20 protein-coding genes are annotated in these 20398 nt (G+C 57.0%); 4 read left to right on the forward strand and 16 right to left on the reverse strand.

The window, feature by feature from the left end; genetic code table 11:
• The first annotated feature begins 14 nt into the window (after positions 1-14).
• From ACIF4X_RS22070 to ACIF4X_RS22080, 3 genes are all read left to right on the forward strand, one after another.
• Positions 15-902, forward strand: a complete 888-nt coding sequence (locus ACIF4X_RS22070; protein WP_397483753.1) for a hydrogen peroxide-inducible genes activator — start codon at positions 15-17, stop codon at positions 900-902.
• Between the two features lie 9 nt (positions 903-911).
• Positions 912-2987, forward strand: a complete 2076-nt coding sequence (gene recG, locus ACIF4X_RS22075) for an ATP-dependent DNA helicase RecG (RefSeq protein WP_397483728.1) — start codon at positions 912-914, stop codon at positions 2985-2987.
• Positions 2988-3066: 79 nt separating this feature from the next.
• Positions 3067-4467 (forward strand): aminoacyl-tRNA deacylase and HDOD domain-containing protein, encoded by a 1401-nt coding sequence (locus tag ACIF4X_RS22080; RefSeq protein ID WP_064116442.1) that lies wholly within the window; start codon positions 3067-3069, stop codon positions 4465-4467.
• A 152-nt stretch (positions 4468-4619) separates the two neighbouring features.
• Here the strand turns inward: ACIF4X_RS22080 and ACIF4X_RS22085 are convergent, their stop codons facing one another.
• Positions 4620-5003: a helicase gene (locus tag ACIF4X_RS22085; protein ID WP_016985803.1), complete on the reverse strand. Its 384-nt coding sequence runs from the start codon at positions 5001-5003 to the stop codon at positions 4620-4622.
• 515 nt (positions 5004-5518) lie between these two features.
• Between ACIF4X_RS22085 and ACIF4X_RS22090 the strand changes: the two genes are divergently transcribed.
• On the forward strand, positions 5519-5890 hold the full coding sequence (locus ACIF4X_RS22090) for a DUF6124 family protein (protein ID WP_123376100.1): 372 nt from the start codon (positions 5519-5521) through the stop codon (positions 5888-5890).
• A 51-nt stretch (positions 5891-5941) separates the two neighbouring features.
• Here ACIF4X_RS22090 and ACIF4X_RS22095 read toward each other — a convergent pair whose 3' ends face one another.
• The 15 genes from ACIF4X_RS22095 to ACIF4X_RS22165 all read right to left on the reverse strand — a co-directional run bounded on the left by ACIF4X_RS22095 (position 5942) and on the right by ACIF4X_RS22165 (position 20349).
• Positions 5942-6367, reverse strand: coding sequence for a hypothetical protein (locus tag ACIF4X_RS22095; protein ID WP_397483729.1), 426 nt, complete (start codon positions 6365-6367; stop codon positions 5942-5944).
• A 56-nt stretch (positions 6368-6423) separates the two neighbouring features.
• Positions 6424-7395 carry a hypothetical protein gene (locus ACIF4X_RS22100; protein ID WP_397483730.1) on the reverse strand — a complete coding sequence of 324 codons (972 nt, stop codon included), beginning with the start codon at positions 7393-7395 and terminating at the stop codon, positions 6424-6426.
• A gap of 96 nt (positions 7396-7491) precedes the next feature.
• Entirely contained in the window at positions 7492-8040 is a 549-nt protein-coding gene (locus ACIF4X_RS22105; protein WP_397483731.1) for a hypothetical protein, read from the reverse strand.
• A 19-nt stretch (positions 8041-8059) separates the two neighbouring features.
• A complete protein-coding gene (locus ACIF4X_RS22110; protein ID WP_397483732.1) occupies positions 8060-8431 on the reverse strand; it encodes a hypothetical protein in 372 nt (123 codons plus the stop codon).
• A gap of 4 nt (positions 8432-8435) precedes the next feature.
• Positions 8436-8891, reverse strand: a complete 456-nt coding sequence (locus ACIF4X_RS22115; RefSeq protein ID WP_397483754.1) for a hypothetical protein — start codon at positions 8889-8891, stop codon at positions 8436-8438.
• Between the two features lie 86 nt (positions 8892-8977).
• Entirely contained in the window at positions 8978-9487 is a 510-nt protein-coding gene (locus tag ACIF4X_RS22120) for a hypothetical protein (protein WP_397483733.1), read from the reverse strand.
• Positions 9484-11934 carry an alpha/beta hydrolase gene (locus ACIF4X_RS22125; protein WP_397483734.1) on the reverse strand — a complete coding sequence of 817 codons (2451 nt, stop codon included), beginning with the start codon at positions 11932-11934 and terminating at the stop codon, positions 9484-9486. The genes ACIF4X_RS22120 and ACIF4X_RS22125 overlap by 4 nt, the downstream gene beginning before the upstream one ends.
• Before the next feature lie 9 nt (positions 11935-11943).
• On the reverse strand, positions 11944-13338 hold the full coding sequence (locus ACIF4X_RS22130) for a TIGR01777 family oxidoreductase (protein ID WP_397483735.1): 1395 nt from the start codon (positions 13336-13338) through the stop codon (positions 11944-11946).
• 139 nt (positions 13339-13477) lie between these two features.
• On the reverse strand, positions 13478-14848 hold the full coding sequence (locus tag ACIF4X_RS22135) for a lysozyme inhibitor LprI family protein (RefSeq protein ID WP_397483736.1): 1371 nt from the start codon (positions 14846-14848) through the stop codon (positions 13478-13480).
• 32 nt (positions 14849-14880) lie between these two features.
• Entirely contained in the window at positions 14881-15330 is a 450-nt protein-coding gene (locus ACIF4X_RS22140; protein WP_242207842.1) for an XAC2610-related protein, read from the reverse strand.
• Between the two features lie 9 nt (positions 15331-15339).
• Positions 15340-15765, reverse strand: a complete 426-nt coding sequence (locus tag ACIF4X_RS22145; RefSeq protein ID WP_397483737.1) for a hypothetical protein — start codon at positions 15763-15765, stop codon at positions 15340-15342.
• A gap of 47 nt (positions 15766-15812) precedes the next feature.
• On the reverse strand, positions 15813-16643 hold the full coding sequence (locus ACIF4X_RS22150) for a lysozyme inhibitor LprI family protein (protein ID WP_397483738.1): 831 nt from the start codon (positions 16641-16643) through the stop codon (positions 15813-15815).
• A 155-nt stretch (positions 16644-16798) separates the two neighbouring features.
• A complete protein-coding gene (locus ACIF4X_RS22155) occupies positions 16799-16987 on the reverse strand; it encodes a hypothetical protein (protein WP_397483739.1) in 189 nt (62 codons plus the stop codon).
• Positions 16988-17092: 105 nt separating this feature from the next.
• The gene (locus ACIF4X_RS22160; RefSeq protein WP_397483740.1) at positions 17093-17629 is read right to left on the reverse strand and encodes a hypothetical protein; all 537 of its coding nucleotides are present in this window, start codon (positions 17627-17629) and stop codon (positions 17093-17095) included.
• Between the two features lie 14 nt (positions 17630-17643).
• Positions 17644-20349 (reverse strand): hypothetical protein, encoded by a 2706-nt coding sequence (locus tag ACIF4X_RS22165; RefSeq protein ID WP_397483741.1) that lies wholly within the window; start codon positions 20347-20349, stop codon positions 17644-17646.
• Between the last annotated feature and the right edge of the window lie 49 nt (positions 20350-20398).

Below are 20398 nucleotides of genomic sequence, written 5' to 3' on the forward strand. Positions count from 1 at the left end.
TAACCCTCGCCCCAGTGCAGCAGGTCGGCCACGCCGCCGAGCGGTGCCACGTCAGCCAGCCGACCCTTTCGGTGGGCGTGAAAAAGCTTGAAGACGAACTCGGTGTGCTGATTTTCGAGCGCAGCAAAAGCGCCGTGCGCCTGACCCCGGTCGGCGAAGGCATCGTCGCCCAGGCGCAAAAAGTCCTTGAGCAAGCCCAAGGCATCCGCGAACTGGCCCAGGCCGGCAAAAACCAGCTGACCGCGCCACTGAAAGTCGGCGCGATCTACACCGTCGGCCCGTACCTGTTCCCGCACCTGATTCCGCAACTGCACCGGGTCGCCCCGCAGATGCCGTTGTACATCGAAGAAAACTTCACCCACGTGCTGCGCGACAAACTGCGCAACGGCGAGCTCGACGCGATCATCATCGCCCTGCCGTTCAACGAAGCCGACGTGCTGACCCTGCCGCTGTACGACGAGCCGTTCTACGTGCTCATGCCGGCCCAGCACCCGTGGACGCAAAAAGAAACCATCGACGCCGGCCTGCTCAACGACAAGAGCCTGCTGCTGCTCGGTGAAGGCCACTGCTTCCGCGATCAGGTTCTTGAAGCCTGCCCGACCCTGACCAAGGGCAACGACGGCGCCAAGCACACCACGGTCGAATCCAGCTCGCTGGAAACCATCCGCCACATGGTTGCGTCCGGTCTGGGCATTTCGATCCTGCCGTTGTCGGCGGTCGACAGTCACCACTACGCCCCCGGCGTGATCGCTGTGCGTCCGCTGTCGCCGCCGGTGCCGTTCCGCACCGTGGCCATCGCCTGGCGCGCGAGCTTCCCACGGCCGAAAGCCATCGAGATCCTCGCCGACTCCATTCGCCTGTGCTCGGTGGCCAAGCCAGCGGCACCGGTTACGGCCGGTTAAGCGAGCGTCATGACTGAGCTGTCGCAAGTGTCGGTGACGGCACTCAAGGGTGTCGGTGAAGCCATGGCCGAGAAATTGGCCAAGGTCGGCCTGGAGAACCTCCAGGACGTGCTGTTTCACCTGCCGCTGCGTTATCAGGATCGCACCCGCGTGGTGCCGATCGGCCATTTGCGACCGGGACAGGACGCCGTGGTCGAAGGCACCGTCAGCGGCGCCGACGTGGTCATGGGCCGCCGTCGCAGCCTCGTCGTGCGTTTGCAGGACGGCACCGGCGGGCTCAGCCTGCGCTTCTACCATTTCAGCAACGCGCAGAAAGAAGGCCTCAAGCGCGGCACGCGGATTCGCTGCTACGGCGAAGCCCGGCCCGGCGCCTCAGGGCTGGAAATCTACCACCCGGAATACCGCGCCATCACCGGCGACGAACCACCGCCAGTGGATGAAACCCTGACCCCAGTTTATCCGCTGACCGAAGGTCTGACCCAAGCGCGTCTGCGTCAGCTGTGCATGCAGACGCTGACCATGCTCAAGCCAGACACCCTGCCCGACTGGCTGCCGACCGAGCTGGCCCGCGACTATCAACTGGCGCCGCTGGCCGACGCGATCCGCTACCTGCACAACCCGCCCGCCGATGCCGACGTCGACGAACTCGCCCTCGGTCATCACTGGGCCCAGCATCGTCTGGCCTTCGAAGAACTGCTGACGCATCAACTGTCGCAACAACGTCTGCGCGAAAGCATGCGTTCTTTGCGCGCGCCGGCGATGCCGAAAGCGAAAAAGCTGCCGCCGAAGTACCTGGCCAACCTCGGCTTCAACCCGACTGGCGCCCAGCAGCGCGTCGGCAACGAAATCGCCTACGACCTCAGCCAGCACGAACCGATGCTGCGGCTGATTCAGGGTGACGTCGGCGCGGGCAAAACCGTGGTCGCCGCCCTCGCCGCTCTGCAAGCGCTGGAGGCCGGTTATCAAGTCGCGCTGATGGCGCCGACCGAAATCCTCGCCGAGCAACACTTCATCACCTTCAAGCGCTGGCTCGAACCGCTGGGCATTGAAGTCGCGTGGCTGGCCGGCAAGCTCAAGGGCAAAAACCGCGTCGCCGCGCTGGAACAGATCGCCAGCGGCGCGCCGATGGTGGTGGGCACCCACGCGCTGTTTCAGGACGAAGTGCAGTTCAAGAACCTTGCGCTGGTGATCATCGACGAACAGCACCGCTTCGGCGTGCAGCAGCGTCTGGCGCTGCGGCAGAAAGGCGTCGACGGACGCATGTGCCCGCATCAACTGATCATGACCGCCACACCGATTCCGCGCACATTGGCGATGAGCGCCTACGCCGACCTCGACACCTCGATCCTCGACGAACTGCCGCCCGGACGTACCCCGGTCAACACCGTGCTGGTCACCGACACCCGCCGCGTCGAAGTCATCGAACGCGTGCGCGGTGCCTGCGCCGAAGGCCGTCAGGCCTATTGGGTATGCACGCTGATCGAAGAATCTGAAGAGCTCACCTGTCAGGCCGCCGAAACCACCTTCGAAGACCTCACCCTCGCCCTCGGCGAACTGAAAGTCGGGCTGATCCACGGGCGCATGAAACCCGTCGAGAAGGCCGCCGTCATGGCCGAATTCAAGGCCGGCAATCTGCAACTGCTGGTCGCCACCACCGTGATCGAAGTCGGCGTCGACGTGCCCAACGCCAGCCTGATGATCATCGAAAACCCCGAGCGCCTCGGCCTCGCGCAACTGCACCAATTGCGCGGCCGAGTTGGCCGGGGCAGTGCCGCCAGCCATTGCGTGCTGCTCTACCATCCGCCGCTGTCGCAGATCGGTCGTCAGCGCCTGGGCATCATGCGCGAGACCAATGACGGTTTCGTCATCGCCGAAAAAGACCTCGAACTGCGCGGCCCCGGCGAAATGCTCGGCACCCGCCAGACGGGTCTGCTGCAATTCAAGGTCGCCGACCTGATGCGCGATGCCGACTTGTTGCCCGCCGTGCGCGATGCCGCGCAAGCACTGCTGGAACGCTGGCCGACCCACGTCAGCCCGTTGCTCGATCGCTGGTTGCGTCACGGGCAGCAATACGGCCAAGTGTGAGCACCGTCGCAGTTTCTGACAGATCGTTCCGACCAAGCTGGTTATACTCCTGCCATTGTTTCAAAAACGGATACAGATCATGACCGAAGCCGCCCTCGCCCCCGAATCCCCGCACGCGCCGTCTGTCATTCGACTGCTGCTAGGCAAACTCGGGATCGCCTACGAAGAAGTGCTCGACCACCACGGCCTCAATGCCTCGCGCAAGGTACAAGCCGTGTTGCTGGACGACGCCGTTGGCGCGCTGATGGTGCTGTTTCCGCAGAGCCAATTGCTCGACCTCAATCGCCTCGCCGAACTGACCGGCCGTCGCCTCACCGCCGTCTCCACCGAGCGCCTGGAAAAGATGCTCGGCAAACACAGCCTGAGCCTGTTGCCGGGCCTGCCGGCGCTGACCAGTTCGCCGTGCCTCTACGAAGAAAGCCTGCTGCGCGAACCGAAGCTGCTGATCAACTCCGGTGAGCCGGGCCTGTTGCTGGAAATCGCCAGCGAAGACTTCAAGACCATGCTGACCAAGGCCAGTGCCGCCAACTTCGGTGAAGCCCTGAGCAGCATCCGCCCGAACCTCGACCGCCCGGACGATGACCGCGAGGAAATCACCCAGGCCGTGCAAGCGTTCACCGCGCGGCGCATTCAGCAGCGTCTGGAAGCGACCATCGAGATTCCGCCGCTGGCCGAGACCGCGCAAAAAATCATCAAACTGCGCGTCGACCCCAACGCCACCATCGACGACATCACCGGCGTCGTTGAAACCGACCCGGCGCTGGCCGCGCAAGTGGTGAGCTGGGCGGCATCGCCGTACTACGCCTCGCCGGGCAAGATCCGTTCGGTGGAAGACGCGATCGTTCGCGTACTTGGCTTCGATCTGGTGATCAACCTTGCGCTGGGCCTGGCCCTCGGCAAGACCCTGAGCCTGCCGAAAGACCACCCGCAACACACCACGCCGTACTGGCAGCAGTCGATCTACACCGCCGCCGTCATCGAAGGCCTGACCCGCGCTATGCCGCGCGCCCAGCGCCCGGAAGCCGGCCTGACCTACCTGGCCGGTCTGCTGCACAACTTCGGTTACCTGCTGCTGGCCCACGTGTTCCCGCCGCACTTCTCACTGATCTGCCGCCACCTGGAGGTCAACCCGCACCTGTGCCACAGCTACATCGAGCAACACCTGCTCGGTATCAGCCGTGAACAGATCGGCTCGTGGCTGATGCGCTACTGGGACATGCCCGATGAACTGGCCACCGCCCTGCGCTTCCAGCACGACCCAAGCTACGACGGCGCCTACGCCGAATACCCGAACCTCGTCTGCCTGGCCGTGCGCCTGCTGCGCGGTCGCGGCATCGGCTCCGGCCCGGATGAAGACATTCCGGATGCGCTGCTGGAGCGTGTGGGTTTGACTCGCGACAAAGCCAACGACGTCGTCAGCAAAGTGCTTGAGGCTGAAGTTCTGCTGCGCGAACTGGCCTCGCAGTTCAGCCAGGCCTAAAACGAAACAGGCCCGCTCCCCCAAGGATCACCAAAATCCCTGTGGGAGCGAGCCTGCTCGCGAAGAATCCAACTCGGTCTACCAGACCGCCACTGATCGTTCCCACGCTCCGCGTGGGAATGCATCCCGTGACGCTCCGCGTCACCAAAGGCTCAAGCCTTAGGCTTAGCCTTCCTCGGCACCAAATACTTCATCAACCCTTGAAACCACATCACCAGCGCCGGGTTGCCCTTGAGCTGGATCGACTTGTCCTGAATGCCCTGCATAAACGCCAACTGCTTGTTCTTCGCCTGCATCGTGGCAAAGCCATAACCGGCATCTTTAAACGCAATCGCAAACGCCGGCTCCGCCACCACGCCAGACTTGCTGGTGATGCGCTGATCCTTGACCACGAAATGCCGCGCCACTTTCCCATCCAGCGTCTGCAGCTGAAACACCAGATCCTTGTCACCCAACTGCTGCTGGAACGCAGGATTTGTCCGGCTGGCCTTACCCATCAACAAACCCATCATCCACAGAAGAAAACGAAATTTCATGCGCACAGCCTCAAAAGGAAAATGAACGGCCGAGGCAGTGTAAGGGATTCGGACGATAACGCCAGTATCTGACTCTATTGGAAGAGGATGCAGACCATTTCCCGCACGATGACCGCCAAGTCACGATTCCGCAAGCAACGTCCTACACCTGTTGAAACACATCCCTGTAGGAGCTGGCGAAGCCTGCGATCTTTTGATCTTCCGGCCCGCGACTCTATGGGAAATTTCCTGCAAAGTGCGGTGCTGTCCATGAACTAGGCGAGTTGGTGCGGTGGGGATAGGATCTGTGGGTCGCCGCAAAATCGGTGATACGGACGTGCAAGTCCAGACTCGTCATGCATTCAGTTATGGCTATTCGCCGAGTGTTTTCCTATGCTCGCGAACTGTTATGGCGGTTGTGTATGGGAGACCTTCGGGTCTGCCGGTTTCCGAGTCCGGTCTTGCACACCTATACACAGCTGCCACCTTTTCGAAGCAAGCGAAACGGTGTTGGCTCCATAACTCGGAAAATACCTATGATCAAACCAACACCCAATCCCCCCGAAAACCCAGACGTTTCGCCCTACGAAACCCTGGAATCAAAGAAATTCCACGAAGCCGCCGAACGCGCCCTCGATCACCATTTCAAACCAGCCGTCGATCCACATCCCAAACGCGAGAACGGCCTCTTCAAACTCTCCCCCGGCACCGACGCCGAAGCCCTCATGGCCAACGCCTCCGAAGATCTCCTGTCCATCAGCGTCATCGCCTGCGACCTCGCCGACGACCTCCACGGCTCCCGCCGCTCGGTGGCGCTGGCCCTGAGCAGAATGGCGGACGGTGTGAGATTGATGGTGGAAGGGACACTCGACCAGATTGAAGTGCGAAGCGTGGCGGCCAAGCCGTAGCGAGATTTGCGGATGAAAAAAGGGGACGTTAAGTCCCCTTTCTTGAAGATTTCATCCCCACTGACAACCCGTCTCCGGAGAGGCTTCGATACTGAAGTCCTCATCGAACGAATACTGCTTGCCGGATTTGTAATTCGTGTAGCGCATCGAGTTCACCCGAGCGCCTTGCGTTGCAATGACATACTGCCCCGTCACTGCACCGTCTGAAACTTCCACCCAAGTCGTCGTGAATTCGTAGGGCCCGCTCTCCGTCATGACGTACTCTTCGGTTCGGTGATGAACCAAAGCAATAGCTTTCTTCGACTTGCTGTACCTGACACTGGCGCCGCTCCATTTGGCAACCACGTCGTAATAGGTTCTGAACTCAAAATTGATGTTTTTGCCTTCCAGCGAGTGGAAGCACCTTACCTGTGTAGAAACTTCGCTGTGGGCCGCCAACGGCAACACCAACAACAGCACTAAAAATAACTTCTTCACAAATCCCTCTGAACCCGTTCTGGTGAATGCGCTTATGCCGATGAACGCCGGCGTTTCTAAAGCGAATAATCCGCCACTTCTTCCAGCCGCCAACACTGCCCACGGACAAACCGATACTCGAAGACGTAGTCGGTATCCGGCTTCTGCAGGATCGCGATCGCTTTTTTGTCCCGCGCTTCCTTGACGGTCAACGTCAGGCCCTGGGCCTCTCGCGTTGCTTGATCCGGAATGACAGGAAACTTAAGTTGATCGCCGCTGAGACTGCGCTTTTCCATCTCGGGTTCGGGATCGCCGGCCACGGTCGTGACCATTTTCAGCGGTTGTTGTACGAAGGCTTTTTGCACATCTGCGCGTTCGGAGAAGGCTGAGAGGAACGCTGAAAATTCGGTCGAAGGGCAAGCAACATTGGACGTATCAACCTCGGCTTTGAGTGGATTCTGGCCGTTGTCCTGATGCAGTTTTGAATCCGCAATTATCTTTGCATCCAAGTCTGCCAAGCGCTTTTTAATGCTGGTCGCATCCTTGTAAGCACATTCGACCTTTACATCATCCGCCAGATTTCGACCGTCGAGGCAGTTCTCAAGCTCGGGATCTGGTGGGTCGCCGCTAAAAAACCGCAAAGCCAATTGTTCGCCGTCCTTCACCAGTGGCAATTCCAGCACCGAATAGGAATCACCTTCGAATTGACTGTGCGAGACTTTTTGTTTTGTCAGAACAAACATGGACTTCCCCGCTTGCTCCGGGAATTTGCGTTCAAAGAAGAACACCGAGGCGATCTGCTCACCTTCGACCTTCCACACATAATTCAGCGAAGGCTTCACTGCATTCGTGGTGGTGTAGAAGATCTCGGCGTAAGGAACATGCCCTTCCCTCACCTGACCTTTGAGGTTGTTCTTCAAAAAGAACACGGTGATTTTTTGATCACCGAGCGAGGCAACTACAGGCGGATGCAGCTCACCGATGGTTTGTGGGTCACTCGCTAATGCCGGCTGAGCCAACAAGGCAACCATGAATCCGAGCGCACTCATACAACTTAAGAGCCTGGCCAATTCCACTCACTTCCCTGTTAATCAATATTCGAATGTTAATGCTGATGGTTTCACGATGACTCAGGTGCGTCACATTTAAGGCTGGCCATAGACGATCCTCTTCACCGCCGGGCTTTCTGACATTAACTGTCTCTTCGTAACGCCATAGGCCTTGATCAGCTCTTCCCGAGATACCTTCGAGCCAAAAGAGCGTTGGTTATTATCGAAGCTGTATTGCTCCAATCGCCCTGCTGTCGAGTAATACCCATGCCACTCCGCGCAGGCACCACAACCGCCATATCCGCCTATGGAAACAAGGCTGCCCTGGGTGCCTTCCACGCAATCCATCGCCACAACAACATTGCTCAACATTTTCGTCTTCGCACCGTCGGAAGTGAGCTGTGAAACTTTGCTGATATCGCGACGAAGCACTTTGCCGCCGATGTTGATGGTTTGGTCAGAGCAAACCGGGATGACGTGGGTTTGCGCACCATCCACCGTCACCGATCGGCAGGACGACACCAACACCACTTCAACACCGCCGCACTGCATGACATCGCGTTGGGTGTAAGCATCCGTCGGCGTGGCGAAGGCTGGGGAAGAGAACAACCATGCCAGGCTCCCGGCGAACAAAAGCTGATTCATTGAGAAATCCTTTTCGCCGTTAGCCGGCCTGTTGTTCCGCCAAGCACTTCGCATAGCCGTCCGCAAACTTGGCATCGAATGACAATGCCACTGGCTCCTCCAACTCCGCCGAGCTATTGAGCAATACACGGGTAGCCGGGGTGTATTTGATCCAGCCGATCGTGCCGGTGCCGTCGGTGTCGAAGAACAACTGAGCGCGCACTACTTCACCGTCGTCCTCGTCGATCAGCAAATTGACCCTGTCCTTGCCGACATAACGAAACGGAAAATCGCTGCTCCTGACAAGCTCAGTAAGGTAGCCGTAGCAACTCCCTTCGCTGGCAGTTGCGGGCAGTGAATGAGGTAAAAGCGAAAGCGCAATCAGCACCGACCGAATGAAAAACCGGTTCATCCACTCACTCCTCATCAATCGGCGATGATTCCACGTCGGTCATGCTCAGCAGCCGGAACTCGTTATTTACGAACTCGTAGTAACGATCCCGGTTGCCGCTTTCCAAAGTATTCCCCTGGGCGTCTTCTTCGCCGTCGAGCGTGATGCCGGACACGATGATCAGGCGACTGTTGGGCTGGTAGACCATGCCGAACGTGCTGCCGTCGTAAGCATTGGGCAGACCGCCAACGACTTCCCCAGTCTGAGCGTCCAGCACTTCGCCGCAAATGGCGCTGCCGCCACAGCCGAGCCTGTGCAGGATGTAATGGCCGGCGAAGTTGACCTTGCCTTTCAGGGCTTGCACCCGTGTCTGATCCATCATTGGGCTGCTGTTCTCCTGAGGCACCAGCTTATGGTTGGGGCCGGTGAAAACTGGCGTGACGGTGTAATCCTTGAAGGTTGGATCGGCAGCGAATGCCATGGACGCGGCAGCCAATATCAAGCTGCCGAGAAGAACCGAAAATCCTTTCACGTAGTAACTCCGTAAATGCCGTGGGGCCCGTCGGCTTACTCAGCCTGCCCTTCGTAACGCTGTGTCTGCGGGTCGAATTGCCACAGATGTGGCCGGGTCATGGCCTTTTCACCCTTGTAGCGAATCCGCCCGCGCTGGTCCCTGATGTAGGAGTAGATCTCGATGTCCTTGAACTCACCTCCCCCCTTGGGTGGGCCGTCCAGAACTTTGACCCCGGCGAAGTAATCGCCGCCCGAATACCTCAAATAACCACGGCACTGGATCAGGAAGGCAAATGTGCTATCCATTGATGAGCCAATGCCGACGCGGGAATTGAAGATGAAGTCTTCGATGCCATCGCCATTTAGATCGCCGCGAAAAACCACGTGGCCCGGATCGATAGAAAATTCTTTTCCATCGAGACTGGAAAGTATGTCTTCCGGATGTTCACTGCTCTGCGACCATTGCGATAAGAAATATTTTGAGTCAGCTTCCTGATTGCAAACATCTGCCGCCATAACCGCTATCGGCAACCAGCTCACACATAACACCAGCAATCGTTTCACTTCGTATCCTTCGAATTGATCAATTCCAACTCACCATCCCGATACAACACCTCACACCCCACCCACGCCGGATCCACCTGCGGTATCACTGCCGACGGCTTGCGCAACTCACGCAACAGAGTCGAGCCATGCGACAAGCGCCCACCCATCCGCGCAATCACCGCCCGCGCGGTTTGGTAATGCGCGTGCCGCCCCGGATCGAGGGTGTCTTCGAGCAGGATGTCGGCGCCGAGGATGCCTTGCACCTGTCCCGGATAAATCATGAACCCGGTCGCCTGCTCCGCACCTTCGCGACCGTCCTGCCAAAAGCTGCCATCGCGGGTGCGCACATCCGGGTGCGGTGCAAACCAATGTTCGCGGTCCGCCAGTGGCATGGCGTGATGAAGCCGGAAGAAGATGCGCATGAGGTTGTCGCGATACCACTCGCGCACTTGCAGGTAGTAGCCGCGCAGGCCCGGCAGGCCGGTCGAATGCGCGAGGCGGATCAGCCCTGACCATTGCGGGAATGCCTGTAACGGCAGTTCGCTCGACGCGGGTCGAGGGGTGGCCGGATCGGTTTCCCAAGGCAAGCGGTGAGGACTGTTTTCAAGGTTGTCGTAAGCGGTCGGCGGGCGGCCCAGCCAATCGCCGCCGCTGCTGGCCAGCGCCGTGGCGATGCACAGATTGCCTTGCACGAGGAACACGTAAAACCGGGTGAACCAGTCCGCGAGTTGTTGGCCATCGGCAGCTTGGGCGACGAGTTCGGCCAGTTCCTGGTCGAAGCGCTGCAAGCCGTTTTCAAGATTCAGCAAATGCCCGCGAGCCTTGCGTTGCATACGCAAAAACAGCGGCAACGAACGCAGCATCTTCAGCGGTTGCCACGGCAGATGCGGCGTCGCGCCGCCAACTTCACCGGCGTAGTTATCGGCGCTAATGCCCCAGTCGGCGAGTCGGGCGAGAAACAGGTCATTGTTGATGTAGGACGCGGCGCCGAACACGGCAGTGAACGGCTCGTTGTCCTGCAACACCCGCGCATCCCAACGCGCCATGATCGCCGGAATACTCGCGGCGGCTCGGCGTTGGGCGTATTCCACCAGTACGCTCGGTTGCGGCGGCAGGATCTCGGCGATGTTGGCGGCGGTCAGGTGGCGGCGCCAGCCGTAGTCGCTGATCGGCCGGTATTGCAGCAGCCACAGTTGCGCGCCGTCCCAGGCCCATTCGACGTCGCCGGGCACGTAGTGGAACACGCGCAACACGTCTTGCAGAAAGTGCCAAAGCAGGTCTTCGGTCAAGCCATGGGATGGCGTGAACGTGCCGCTGCGCCAGGCATCGCCAAGCCTCGAAAGCGTTGCCCGTGAGGGGCTGACGTGACCGTCGGCGAGCGATTCGAGATGGCCTTCAACCCACTCCAGTTCTACCGAGAGATGGCGCACAAAAGCGATCCCGGAAACTACAGGCGTGATGAAGCGCTGCACCACCACTTCCTCGACGCCTTCGGCCGTCAGTTCGGCGATGCGTTTCGGCACATTGGCGGTCGGCTCGCGCAGATAGGTGGTGCTCAAACCGGCGTTCGCCGAATCGGCGTGATCCTCGCCGTAACTGGAAGAGCGCACCGCCCAAGTCACATCAGGTTGAGCAGCGAGAAATGCCGGCAGGCGCGGATCGCTGCAATCGTTGAGCGTCAGCGCTGCCGGCACTGCTTGTCGCGCCAGTTTAGCCAGGCGCAAACGACCGCCCTTGGTGTGCGCGACAAACCCGCGCTCGCCCGACTCCAGCCACTGCGCGAACTGCGCGGGCGAGTCGATCCACGGGTAATGACCCCAGCCGGGTTTGAGGCTGATGGTCAGATCGGCGCGGGCGAGAATCGCCGACCATGCCGCCGCTTGCTCGATACCGAGCACAGCGTCCTGATCGCCCCAAACCAGCTCGACCGGATCGGTGATCCACTCCAGCAGCGGCAGTGCGGTATCGGCGCGAATCAGATCCCAGTGCGGCACAAACGCACGGCAGCGCGCATAGCCGGCGCCCATGCGCTGGTACTGCGCGGGCGTCCAGGTCTGGTTGGAAAACTTGCGCGCGAACAGCGTGGGTTTGTTCGACAGCAGCCAGTGGATGGTCTTACGAATCGGCAGTGGCGACATCAGCGCCGGCAACCGCCGCTGCCAGAGAAACGCCCCCACCGGCGCCAACAAAACGCTGCGGGAAAAGTGTCCAGGCCGACGTTGCAACGCGTGCAGCACCAGCAACGCATTGACCCCGACCGCCATGATCGCGCTGCCCTGCTCCGTCATCGCCAGCAAGGTCTGCGCGTAGTCCGCCAGATCCTCGCAGGGTGGCTGCGGGTTGGCGCCGAAGCCCGGCAACTCCAGCGGCACCACGTCGTAGCGCTGGAAGTGCGGCAGCGCGTCATCCCACCAATCGGCAGCGCTGCCGTTGCCGGCCAGCAGGTACATCAACGGCTTGTTCATGAGCGATCCTCAGGTCAGATCGCGCAGAGCGGCGTCGAGGGTTGGATAGCGGAACGTGTAGCCCGCCTCGGTCAAACGCTGCGGCACCACGCGCTGACCGTCGAAGAACAACTGCGCCATCTCCCCCGCCAATGCACGCACTGGCGCGGCGGGAATGTGCAACCACACCGGGCGCTTGAGGACCTTACCGGCCTGCTCGGCGAACGCTGCCTGACTCACCGTTTCGGGCGCGACCATGTTGTAGGTGCCGCGCAGACTGTCGTCGTTGAAAGACCGCGCGATCACCTGAAGCACATCGTCGCGATGTACCCAGCTCATGATCTGCTGACCGTCACCCATGCGCCCGCCGAAACCCAGGCGGAACGGCAGCAGCAACGGCGTCAACGCACCGCCGGGACCGAACACTACGCCGAGGCGCAGCACCACCTGACGCACGCCAAACTCGGTGGCCGGTTGCGCGGCGGCTTCCCAACGCGCACAGAGTACGGCCATGAAGCCGTCGCCCTTGCTTTCGTGTTCGTCGAGACTTTCGCTGGCATCGCGCACGCCGTAGTAGCCGATGGCCGAGGCTTGAATCCACAGCGTTGGTTTTTGCTTGGTGTTCTTCAGCCAGGTCATCAGCGCTTCGGTGGTGCAGACTCGACTGGCGAGCAGATGTGCCTGGCGCTTGGGAGTCCAGCGTGGGCCGGCGACGGGTGCTCCGGCGAGATTGATGATTACGTCGAAGGTTTCGTCGTGGCTGAGTTCGCTGAGGGAATGCACGCAGCGGGCGCGGCCGTTGAATAGATTGGCCGCGCTCAATGGATCGCGTGTCAGTACGCTGACCGAGTGGCCGGCGTCGAGCATTAGGTTGACCAAGGCCTCGCCGATAAAACCGGTGCCGCCGGTGATTAGCACTCGCTTGTAGGCGCCACCGGCAAACGGGTTGGATTGGCTCGGTGCCTTTACTGAAGGGGATTTTCGGCGGTCATGCCGATACAACCAGAACAGCGGCGGCAACAACACCAGCAACGCAAAACCGTCGAGCCACAGGTGCGACCAGACCTGTTGTTGCGCTGAAAGCCACATGTCCTGCGGCGCCCATAACAGGATGCCGGCGCTCAACCAGCCCCAGACTGCCGGGGCTTTCAAGCGATTGCCCAAGTGCACCAGCGCGAGCATGTACAGCGAATAACTTTGCAGCGTCGCGCCGAACAGCGCGAGCCACCAGACTTGTTGTTCGTGGCCGGCAATAGGTACCGCATCAGCGCCCCAGAATGCGAGTTCGAGGGTGTGCAGGTAGCCGTCGAGTAATCCGGAATGACCGGCCCAGGTCAGGGTGAGACCGGCGAGAATGTGCACGATTGCGGCGGCGTATAGCAAGAGCACTAACGCTGGGCGAAGGGAGTTCGAGGGGGCTGGCATTCCGTGTCCTGAGCGCATTCCTTGGGGGTGGGGAGTTTAAAGGAAAATCGCGGTCGTCAGATGCTCAAGTATTAAACGTTTAAGCGAGAGGGATTCAGGCAAAACTCCTGCAAAACCGCCTCAAACATGCCCTCGAAATTCAAATGCAGTGGCTGGCTTTGATCGGCGCTGTGCCTGACGATCCCAATCGCCCCACGTTGAAAATGCCCAACTGATTACCTTTGTCAGCCGCCATCTGATAACAGGCTAACGCCCGGGACATATCCTTCGTTCCAAACTCGCCACCTTCAAAGGTCGAGGCCAGATAATTCATCGCATCAGCGGAGCCCATGGAAATAGCACGAATAACCTGCGCTTTTGCCTGCTCGGGATGGAGGCAAGGGCCGTTATAGTCGGTGGAGTTTCCTGAACAAAGAAACGTGGCATAGGCCAGCGCGCCACTTGGTATTTTCGAGGCCGCTTTGAACAACGCCTCTACCTTGCTCGTTTCCAACTGAGACGCCATTTGCGAAAGGCTCAGGCTTGCCGCCGACAGGCTCGCCTGCGCGTCACCCGACTCTGCAGCACACACGAAATTTTCCAGCGACGCTTCAATCAACTCCACCGTCAGCGGGTATTGTTCGAGAAACCCCAGCCCACCCAACGCTTCGGCACGCTGATAACAGAAGTTCTCGGCGCGGCTCATTCCCGGGTTCTCTGTTGCGACAAGATCCTTCTCACTGATCGACCAATCCTCAATCCCCTCAAGCACCCAGCACGCCTGACGAGAGAAGTTGAAGATTTTCACATTGCTGTTGCCTGCCCTTTTATCCACAACGTTGACGTGACTGTCGTCGACCTCTTCGATCTCGACTCCAGGTGTCTTGCCGGGTGTAATGGCGGCCATCAGCGGGTAGGTGAACGTTGTTCCACTAACACCGGAGGTCGAAGGTTCAAAGGTACTTCGATCCTTTCCCGCCACCGGTTTCAACACCAGGGACTTGACCGTCATTGCAGTCAGACGGCGCTGTGATTCGCTGTTGGCGGAAAACGCTGTCAGGAAAGGCGCGAACTCCTCCGAGGGGCAAGCGTCGCTGGTCGGTGCCGTCGAAGCGCTCTTATCGGATGCAAGCGCTGGGACAATCTTGTCCAGATACGCCGAGCGCTCGCGACTCATTCTGGCGATGCACGAGTTAACGGCGAAGACATGCGCCGGCATCCCCGTCTCGATTTCGAATGCCTCCAACGGACAATTCGCATCGCGCAATTTCAGCCACGCACGCTGCGACTCTTTGACCTTCGCGGCGTACTCCGCGCCCAATGCCGGATCTGCTCGATAGCCAGACTCAAGTCGCGTCATTAGCTGCTTGTAGCTGATATTCAACTGCGCATCGGCAGCCTTCTTCGCCGCCTCCGAGCACGGCACCATTTCCAGGCTTGAGGTGACCTGGCTGCAATCGTCCTGCGCATAGACCGCAGAAACTGGCAGCAGCAGCAGCGCGGCTAACAGGGTAAAAACAAAACGTTTCACGGTGTTCATCCTTGAGTCATTCAGGTTTTGCGTTAAGTGAATCGGGTGATGCATTGATCTGGTCCGTTCATGCCCCAGTAAGTGCTGAGCAACGCTTTACGCTTTTTGTCGACGCGCAGGTTAACGAAGCCATCGCCGCAGTCCGGCTGCAACTCTTCGAACACGCCGGTTTTGGCTTGATAAATGAACACTCGGTAGTAGTCATAAGTGCCCATGCCGTCATCGAGCTGCCAGATCGCGAAATCCTTGTCGCCGTCGAAATTGAAATCGTCGAACTGCATGTGGAGTTCATTCTCGGCTTCAAAATCGATTGTTCGCGACTCGCTGTGCGTTTCGCTTTTAACCGCGACGTTCAGCTTGGGGCCTTCGAGAACCAGCGTCGCTTCGACGCCTTTGGTTGGGCTGAACGTGGTGGTTTCGGCTAACGCCGGGATCGTCCACATCAGGCCGAGCAGTGATACCGCTAGAGTTTTGAATTGCATGTACTCGCCCTACTCCCATTTGCATCCGTACTCCAGAGAGGAGTCGATGCTGGTGTTATTTCCGAAATGAAAAACCTTGCCGTTAGACCTCTTCGTGTAAGACATCGAGACGATGTGCGTCCCTTGAGACACGAACTGATAGGTTCCCGTGACGTTACCGTTGATGACTTCAGACCAGGTTGTGGTGCTCTGCCAAGGCGCATCGGGACTGAGCATCTCGTCCTCGTAATCCGTCAGCACAATGGAAATGGGTTCGCTGGACTTGGCGTACTTGACGAAACCACCGGACCATTTGCTGGCTTCGTCGTAGTAGGTCCGGAGTTCGAACTTTACCGGGCTCGATTGGGATAGTTCGAAGCAAAGTGATTCGGTGGTGACTGCGCTTTGAGCGCCTAAAGGAAATAGCGCAAAAAAGAGAAAGAAAAGTTTGTTCATGCTCATCCAAGTAGACGCTTTCGCGCCAATGCTCTGACTTGTCCGTTTCAACGTCTGTTCTTGTCCGGTGCCAAAGCCAATTGGCGAGCACGCTCTATCGTCGCGCGAATCAGGCAGGCATCGGACCACTCACCGAAAACTGATTTATGCAATTTCGGGTCGGCCTGGCACTCCGCATCTCGAAATTTCATCCAGGCTCTTTGAGTTTCCCTCAGTGCTTTCTGACCGCTTTCGTCCAGCCGACTCATACGATCCCGATATACAGAATTCAGCAATGCATCCGCGTCAGGAACCATCAGATCAAGAACACCATTTCCCGAGGGAAACCACTCAACGTCCGCCAATGCCTGTTCGCTCTCATTGTTCCAATTGTAGAGGCCGTTTTCTTCGATCTTCAGTGTGGCGGATCGCTGATGGTGATTCGTCGGATCGCTCTCGCTGACCTCCGAGCGATAAACAATTTCCAAATAGATAGGGTCGGTTGTGCGCTGAGGATCATTCAATAGCGTTTGCCGAACAATGGCCCGTTGCTTATTGCTCTCAGTGATCTCTATCGAAAAGCACGGATCCGGCCCAGGACGCTCTGCGGACGCCTTCCTCTCCAAGCATTGATTACGAACCGCCATGGAAGGGGTATCCGAACCGCCACCCACATCAACGACTCTGACAAGCAACCGGACTTCCGGGTCTTTGGAAAAGTCGGCCTGAAGGATGGTGGCAATCATCGTGCCCTCAGCCATGACCACAGGCGACAGTATTGAAAGTAAAAAAATGAGGCTGAATCTGAAAAACTGCATTCCTTGGCGTCCGTAAAAAAAATCAGTGATCCGTTCAATTCTGAACGGGCCTGCGACAGAAAATAGAGTCAGAACCGACAAACGAGCCAGATCTATTTAAGTTCTCAACTAAACTCAAAGCAGTCGAGCGCAAAAAATAAATCCGTCCCCTTTGATTCCGGCGTGTTATTTAGCTAAAGGAAAGAAAAATGGGACAGACCACTGACAGACCACTTTTTTCTCAACGCTGGATCTATTCAATAGTCAGATTCAAGCCGCGTCATCAGCTGCTTGTAACTGACATTCAACTGCGCATTGGCAGCCTTCTTCGCCGCCTCCGAGCAGGGCACCATTTCCAGGCTTGAGGTGACATGGATGCAGTCACCCTGCGCATAGGCCGCTGAAACCGCCAGCAGGGTTAAAACAAAGCGGTTCATGGTGTTCATCTTTGAGTCATTCAGGCTTTGCGCTTGGCGAGCCGGGGCCAAACCACGTTCAAGCATAATAAAGTGTGGCCTATCCTATTAAACGCAAAACATTGGCAGCCATCACTATTTAGCGCCATTTATTTTCTTGATATAAGACTTGATCAACCCTGCATTTACATAAGGAAAATGTTGTTCCTCACCTTCTTGATACCCTTCTATCCCACTCAAATTTTTATCAAACCGGACAAGCTTATTTACAACCAATTTATTGTCCGCGCTTTTTTCATACCCATAAACTTGATAAAGCGTTCCGTACGTCCCAATACCCCTGCTCGTGATTTCCCATGAAACCAAAACAAGCACGTTTTTCTTACCCTTCACCGGATAAAAGAAAATAGACTCGATTTTTGGATCTGAGCCAGCCACATCGTATTTATCGACAAGACTTCTATTTTTTTTATTGTCGACTCCAACAACATCCAGAACCAGAGAAACAGGGAACTCCTCGCTAGTCGTCTGCAGGAATGATAATTCGCCCCCATTTACGATGTCAGTTTTAAACGGCCCTTGGATCACCGTTCCCTGAAGATAGTCCACATCTTGTGCACTGCTGGAGTTTGCCAGAAGAAAAACAAAAGCAAACATAAATAAACGGAGCATAGCAGAACGACCTCTTAGTTAATGTTCATAAGTGCAGCGAGTGCTTGAAACCTACTGTTCCTGTCCGCATATCCATTTTGGCCGCCATTCACCATTTGTGTTACGTCGACAACACTGCCTGTCTTGGCGACTTCGCACAATTTTGTGCCTCCCTGACCAGCTTTCGTGAACCAGAAGACAAAGGCGGACTCAACACCGTATTCGGTAGAGGAGATTAGAAGATCCGGATTTGCCACGAAATCCTGAATATCCGTAGGGTTCCGTTGATTATGCACGTTAGTAAACCGTTGATACTCCGACTTTCCCGTCACCTGCAACATGCCGCGTCCGCGATATCGGTAGCCGTCTCGACTAGCCTCATTACCATTACCCATTCGATCCGCGTAGACGTAACTGGCAAGGTTTTCAGCATTCATCGCGTAATGACTTGTTTCTGACCAAAGTTTGCTTCTCAGCACACCAAAATCGCAGCTATCCGTCTGTTCATTATACCCATTCACCTTATTATGCCATTTGCATCCGTAAGTTTTTTTCATTTGTCGGGCGCTATAATTCAATCCCTCCTCGATAATTCTGAGTTGACTCTCATGACCGACTTGAGAGAGGAAGTGCGCAATAGCCCTCGGCTGTTCCAGTTTATATGCCGCCGCATATTTGTTGAGATAAGGCAAAATATTGGAGTGATGTGCTTCCGACCCGGTCGGGTTGGCGGCCCGAAGCATTTCCATTGTAATCAGGTCTCGGGGCGCAGTAAAACTCCCAATAAGTGCAATCGGATGAAAATGCCGAACATTAGTATCACTGGTAATTCCATGCTGCCCGACAAGCTTGTCCCACCAGCTCAACTTTTTAATTCTTGCCTTTTCTTCAATCCATTCATTATGTGGCTCTGATTCACTATGGCCCATCAACTCATCCAGAGAATCCCATTTTTCTTGTTTGAATTGCCACTCGTTTTCATAGCGTGTAACCATCTGAGAAATCGGCTGTGCGAACCATGGTTTACTCAAAGCCTCTTTTATTTCCGAAGGCGTGAGCTTTTTATCACCGTTTCTGTCTAGAATTTTGTAAAGCTTTTGCTTTGTAGAACCTTCTTCGGCATTACCGATATTAGGCTGGTAGTTAGCTTGCTCTTCCTCACTAAGGCCTTCCTGTGCATGAAGAAACGCGGCCAAATGATCTACGTTACTCCCAGCTTCATCTATAAAGCTGAAACCTTCCCACTCAAAGGGAGAATGGCGTGACAACGCAGTGTCCGGCTCTGCAAACCACCCGCTAATTTCATTCCCCTCTGCGTCACCAAGCAATCCATCCAGACGCCACCAAAGCGTGTAGGTGGTGGTTCCCCCCATAACAACAGGAACTTTGATCTTTTTTTCCGCTGGTAGCGCGTCCAACACTCCGACTGGAACAAAGAAGTCATATCCAACTTTTTTGTGGGGATCGGTCACCTTAGGAGGATTTGTTGCGCTCATTCCTTGCGTGTGAGTCACCAACACGCTGTCTTTTGGAATTTTTACGAGCGTTTTTCCAGCCGCAGGCAACCCCGCAGCTTTTTCTTTACTCAGTCCGGTAAATGCCTTTACGTCTTCGCAGCTAAACACCTCGAGGTGCAATAAATTCTTTGGGGCCGAATCCGAATGGTTTTGATATTTCCCCACATGACCGATCAGACTTCCCGCCGAAATCGGGAATGGAGTTGTCAGGATATGCACAGCGTCCTTTTCGGCTGGCTCACTTTTGGCTTCAAGGTTCCCCTCCCAGACATATCCGAGCACCTCAGCAGGTGTCAACGGAGGAACAGCATTCCCGCTGACAATTTCCAACAGTTTCTGGTATTTGCCACGCGTCCCGTCGCTCCCGATTCTGACTTGCGTGCCGTGGGGCAAAATAGCTTTTGCAGCGCCTGACTGGCTCGCAGTAGCGCGAACAACGAGCCCCTTCTGAGGTGGATTCATCGGGTCTTTTGCAGCGGTACCAATGACGTAAGTGTTGGGTGTCGAGCCGGCTGTCATCTCTCTCTTGAATACCCAGCCTGTTCCGGGCTGGAGGTCGGTATTAGCGGGCGTGACGTTGACCACCTTAAGCCAGCCGTTTTCTTCTTCACCCGTCTCGACGACCGTACCGCGGCTCAAAACCGTTAACACGGTTGCGTACCCTGACTTGCCACGCGGTTCCTGACGAACACGCAAACCGAGGATTTCGTCGTCAGCCGACGCTTTGACTTGCAACGTACCCCCACCCCAAAAGGGTGGTCGCGACAACGCTGGGGTTTCTTCGTAGTTCTTCCACTGCAACAAATGCATGTAAAGACTGAAAAAGTTCAGGCTTGGACCAACCGCTGGCGGTGAAGCGGGCGATCCAGAAGGAGCTGGGGGTGCTGGTTGCACCGGCGCTTCCAATCGGTGTTTAACCAATACAAAACCGGTCGAAAATTCAGCCTCAGCCGTACCATAGGCGGATTTCGGGTACGAGCTGTCAATGCGATAAGCGACTACTTCACCGTCAGCGATGCATTTAACTTCCGCCAAGTCAGGCACCAAACCCGAGGCTTCATCGAAATGAACACCACCATGCCAAAGGCCATTGGCCCCCAACGGATAGAACCCATCTTTGGCATTGGCTAAAGCCTTATAAAACTGCTGCGGATCCGTCGCTCCTGCTGCCCCTACTTTCAGGGGATACGACCATTTTTCTACTTTCTTGGTTGTCTCTGTCATTACCAATTACCTGAATTCTGATCCCTGGTGGCTTGGATTGCCGTCGATG

The organism is Pseudomonas sp. NPDC085632 (genome assembly GCF_044541255.1).
In the GTDB taxonomy this organism is placed as follows: Bacteria; Pseudomonadota; Gammaproteobacteria; order Pseudomonadales; family Pseudomonadaceae; genus Aquipseudomonas.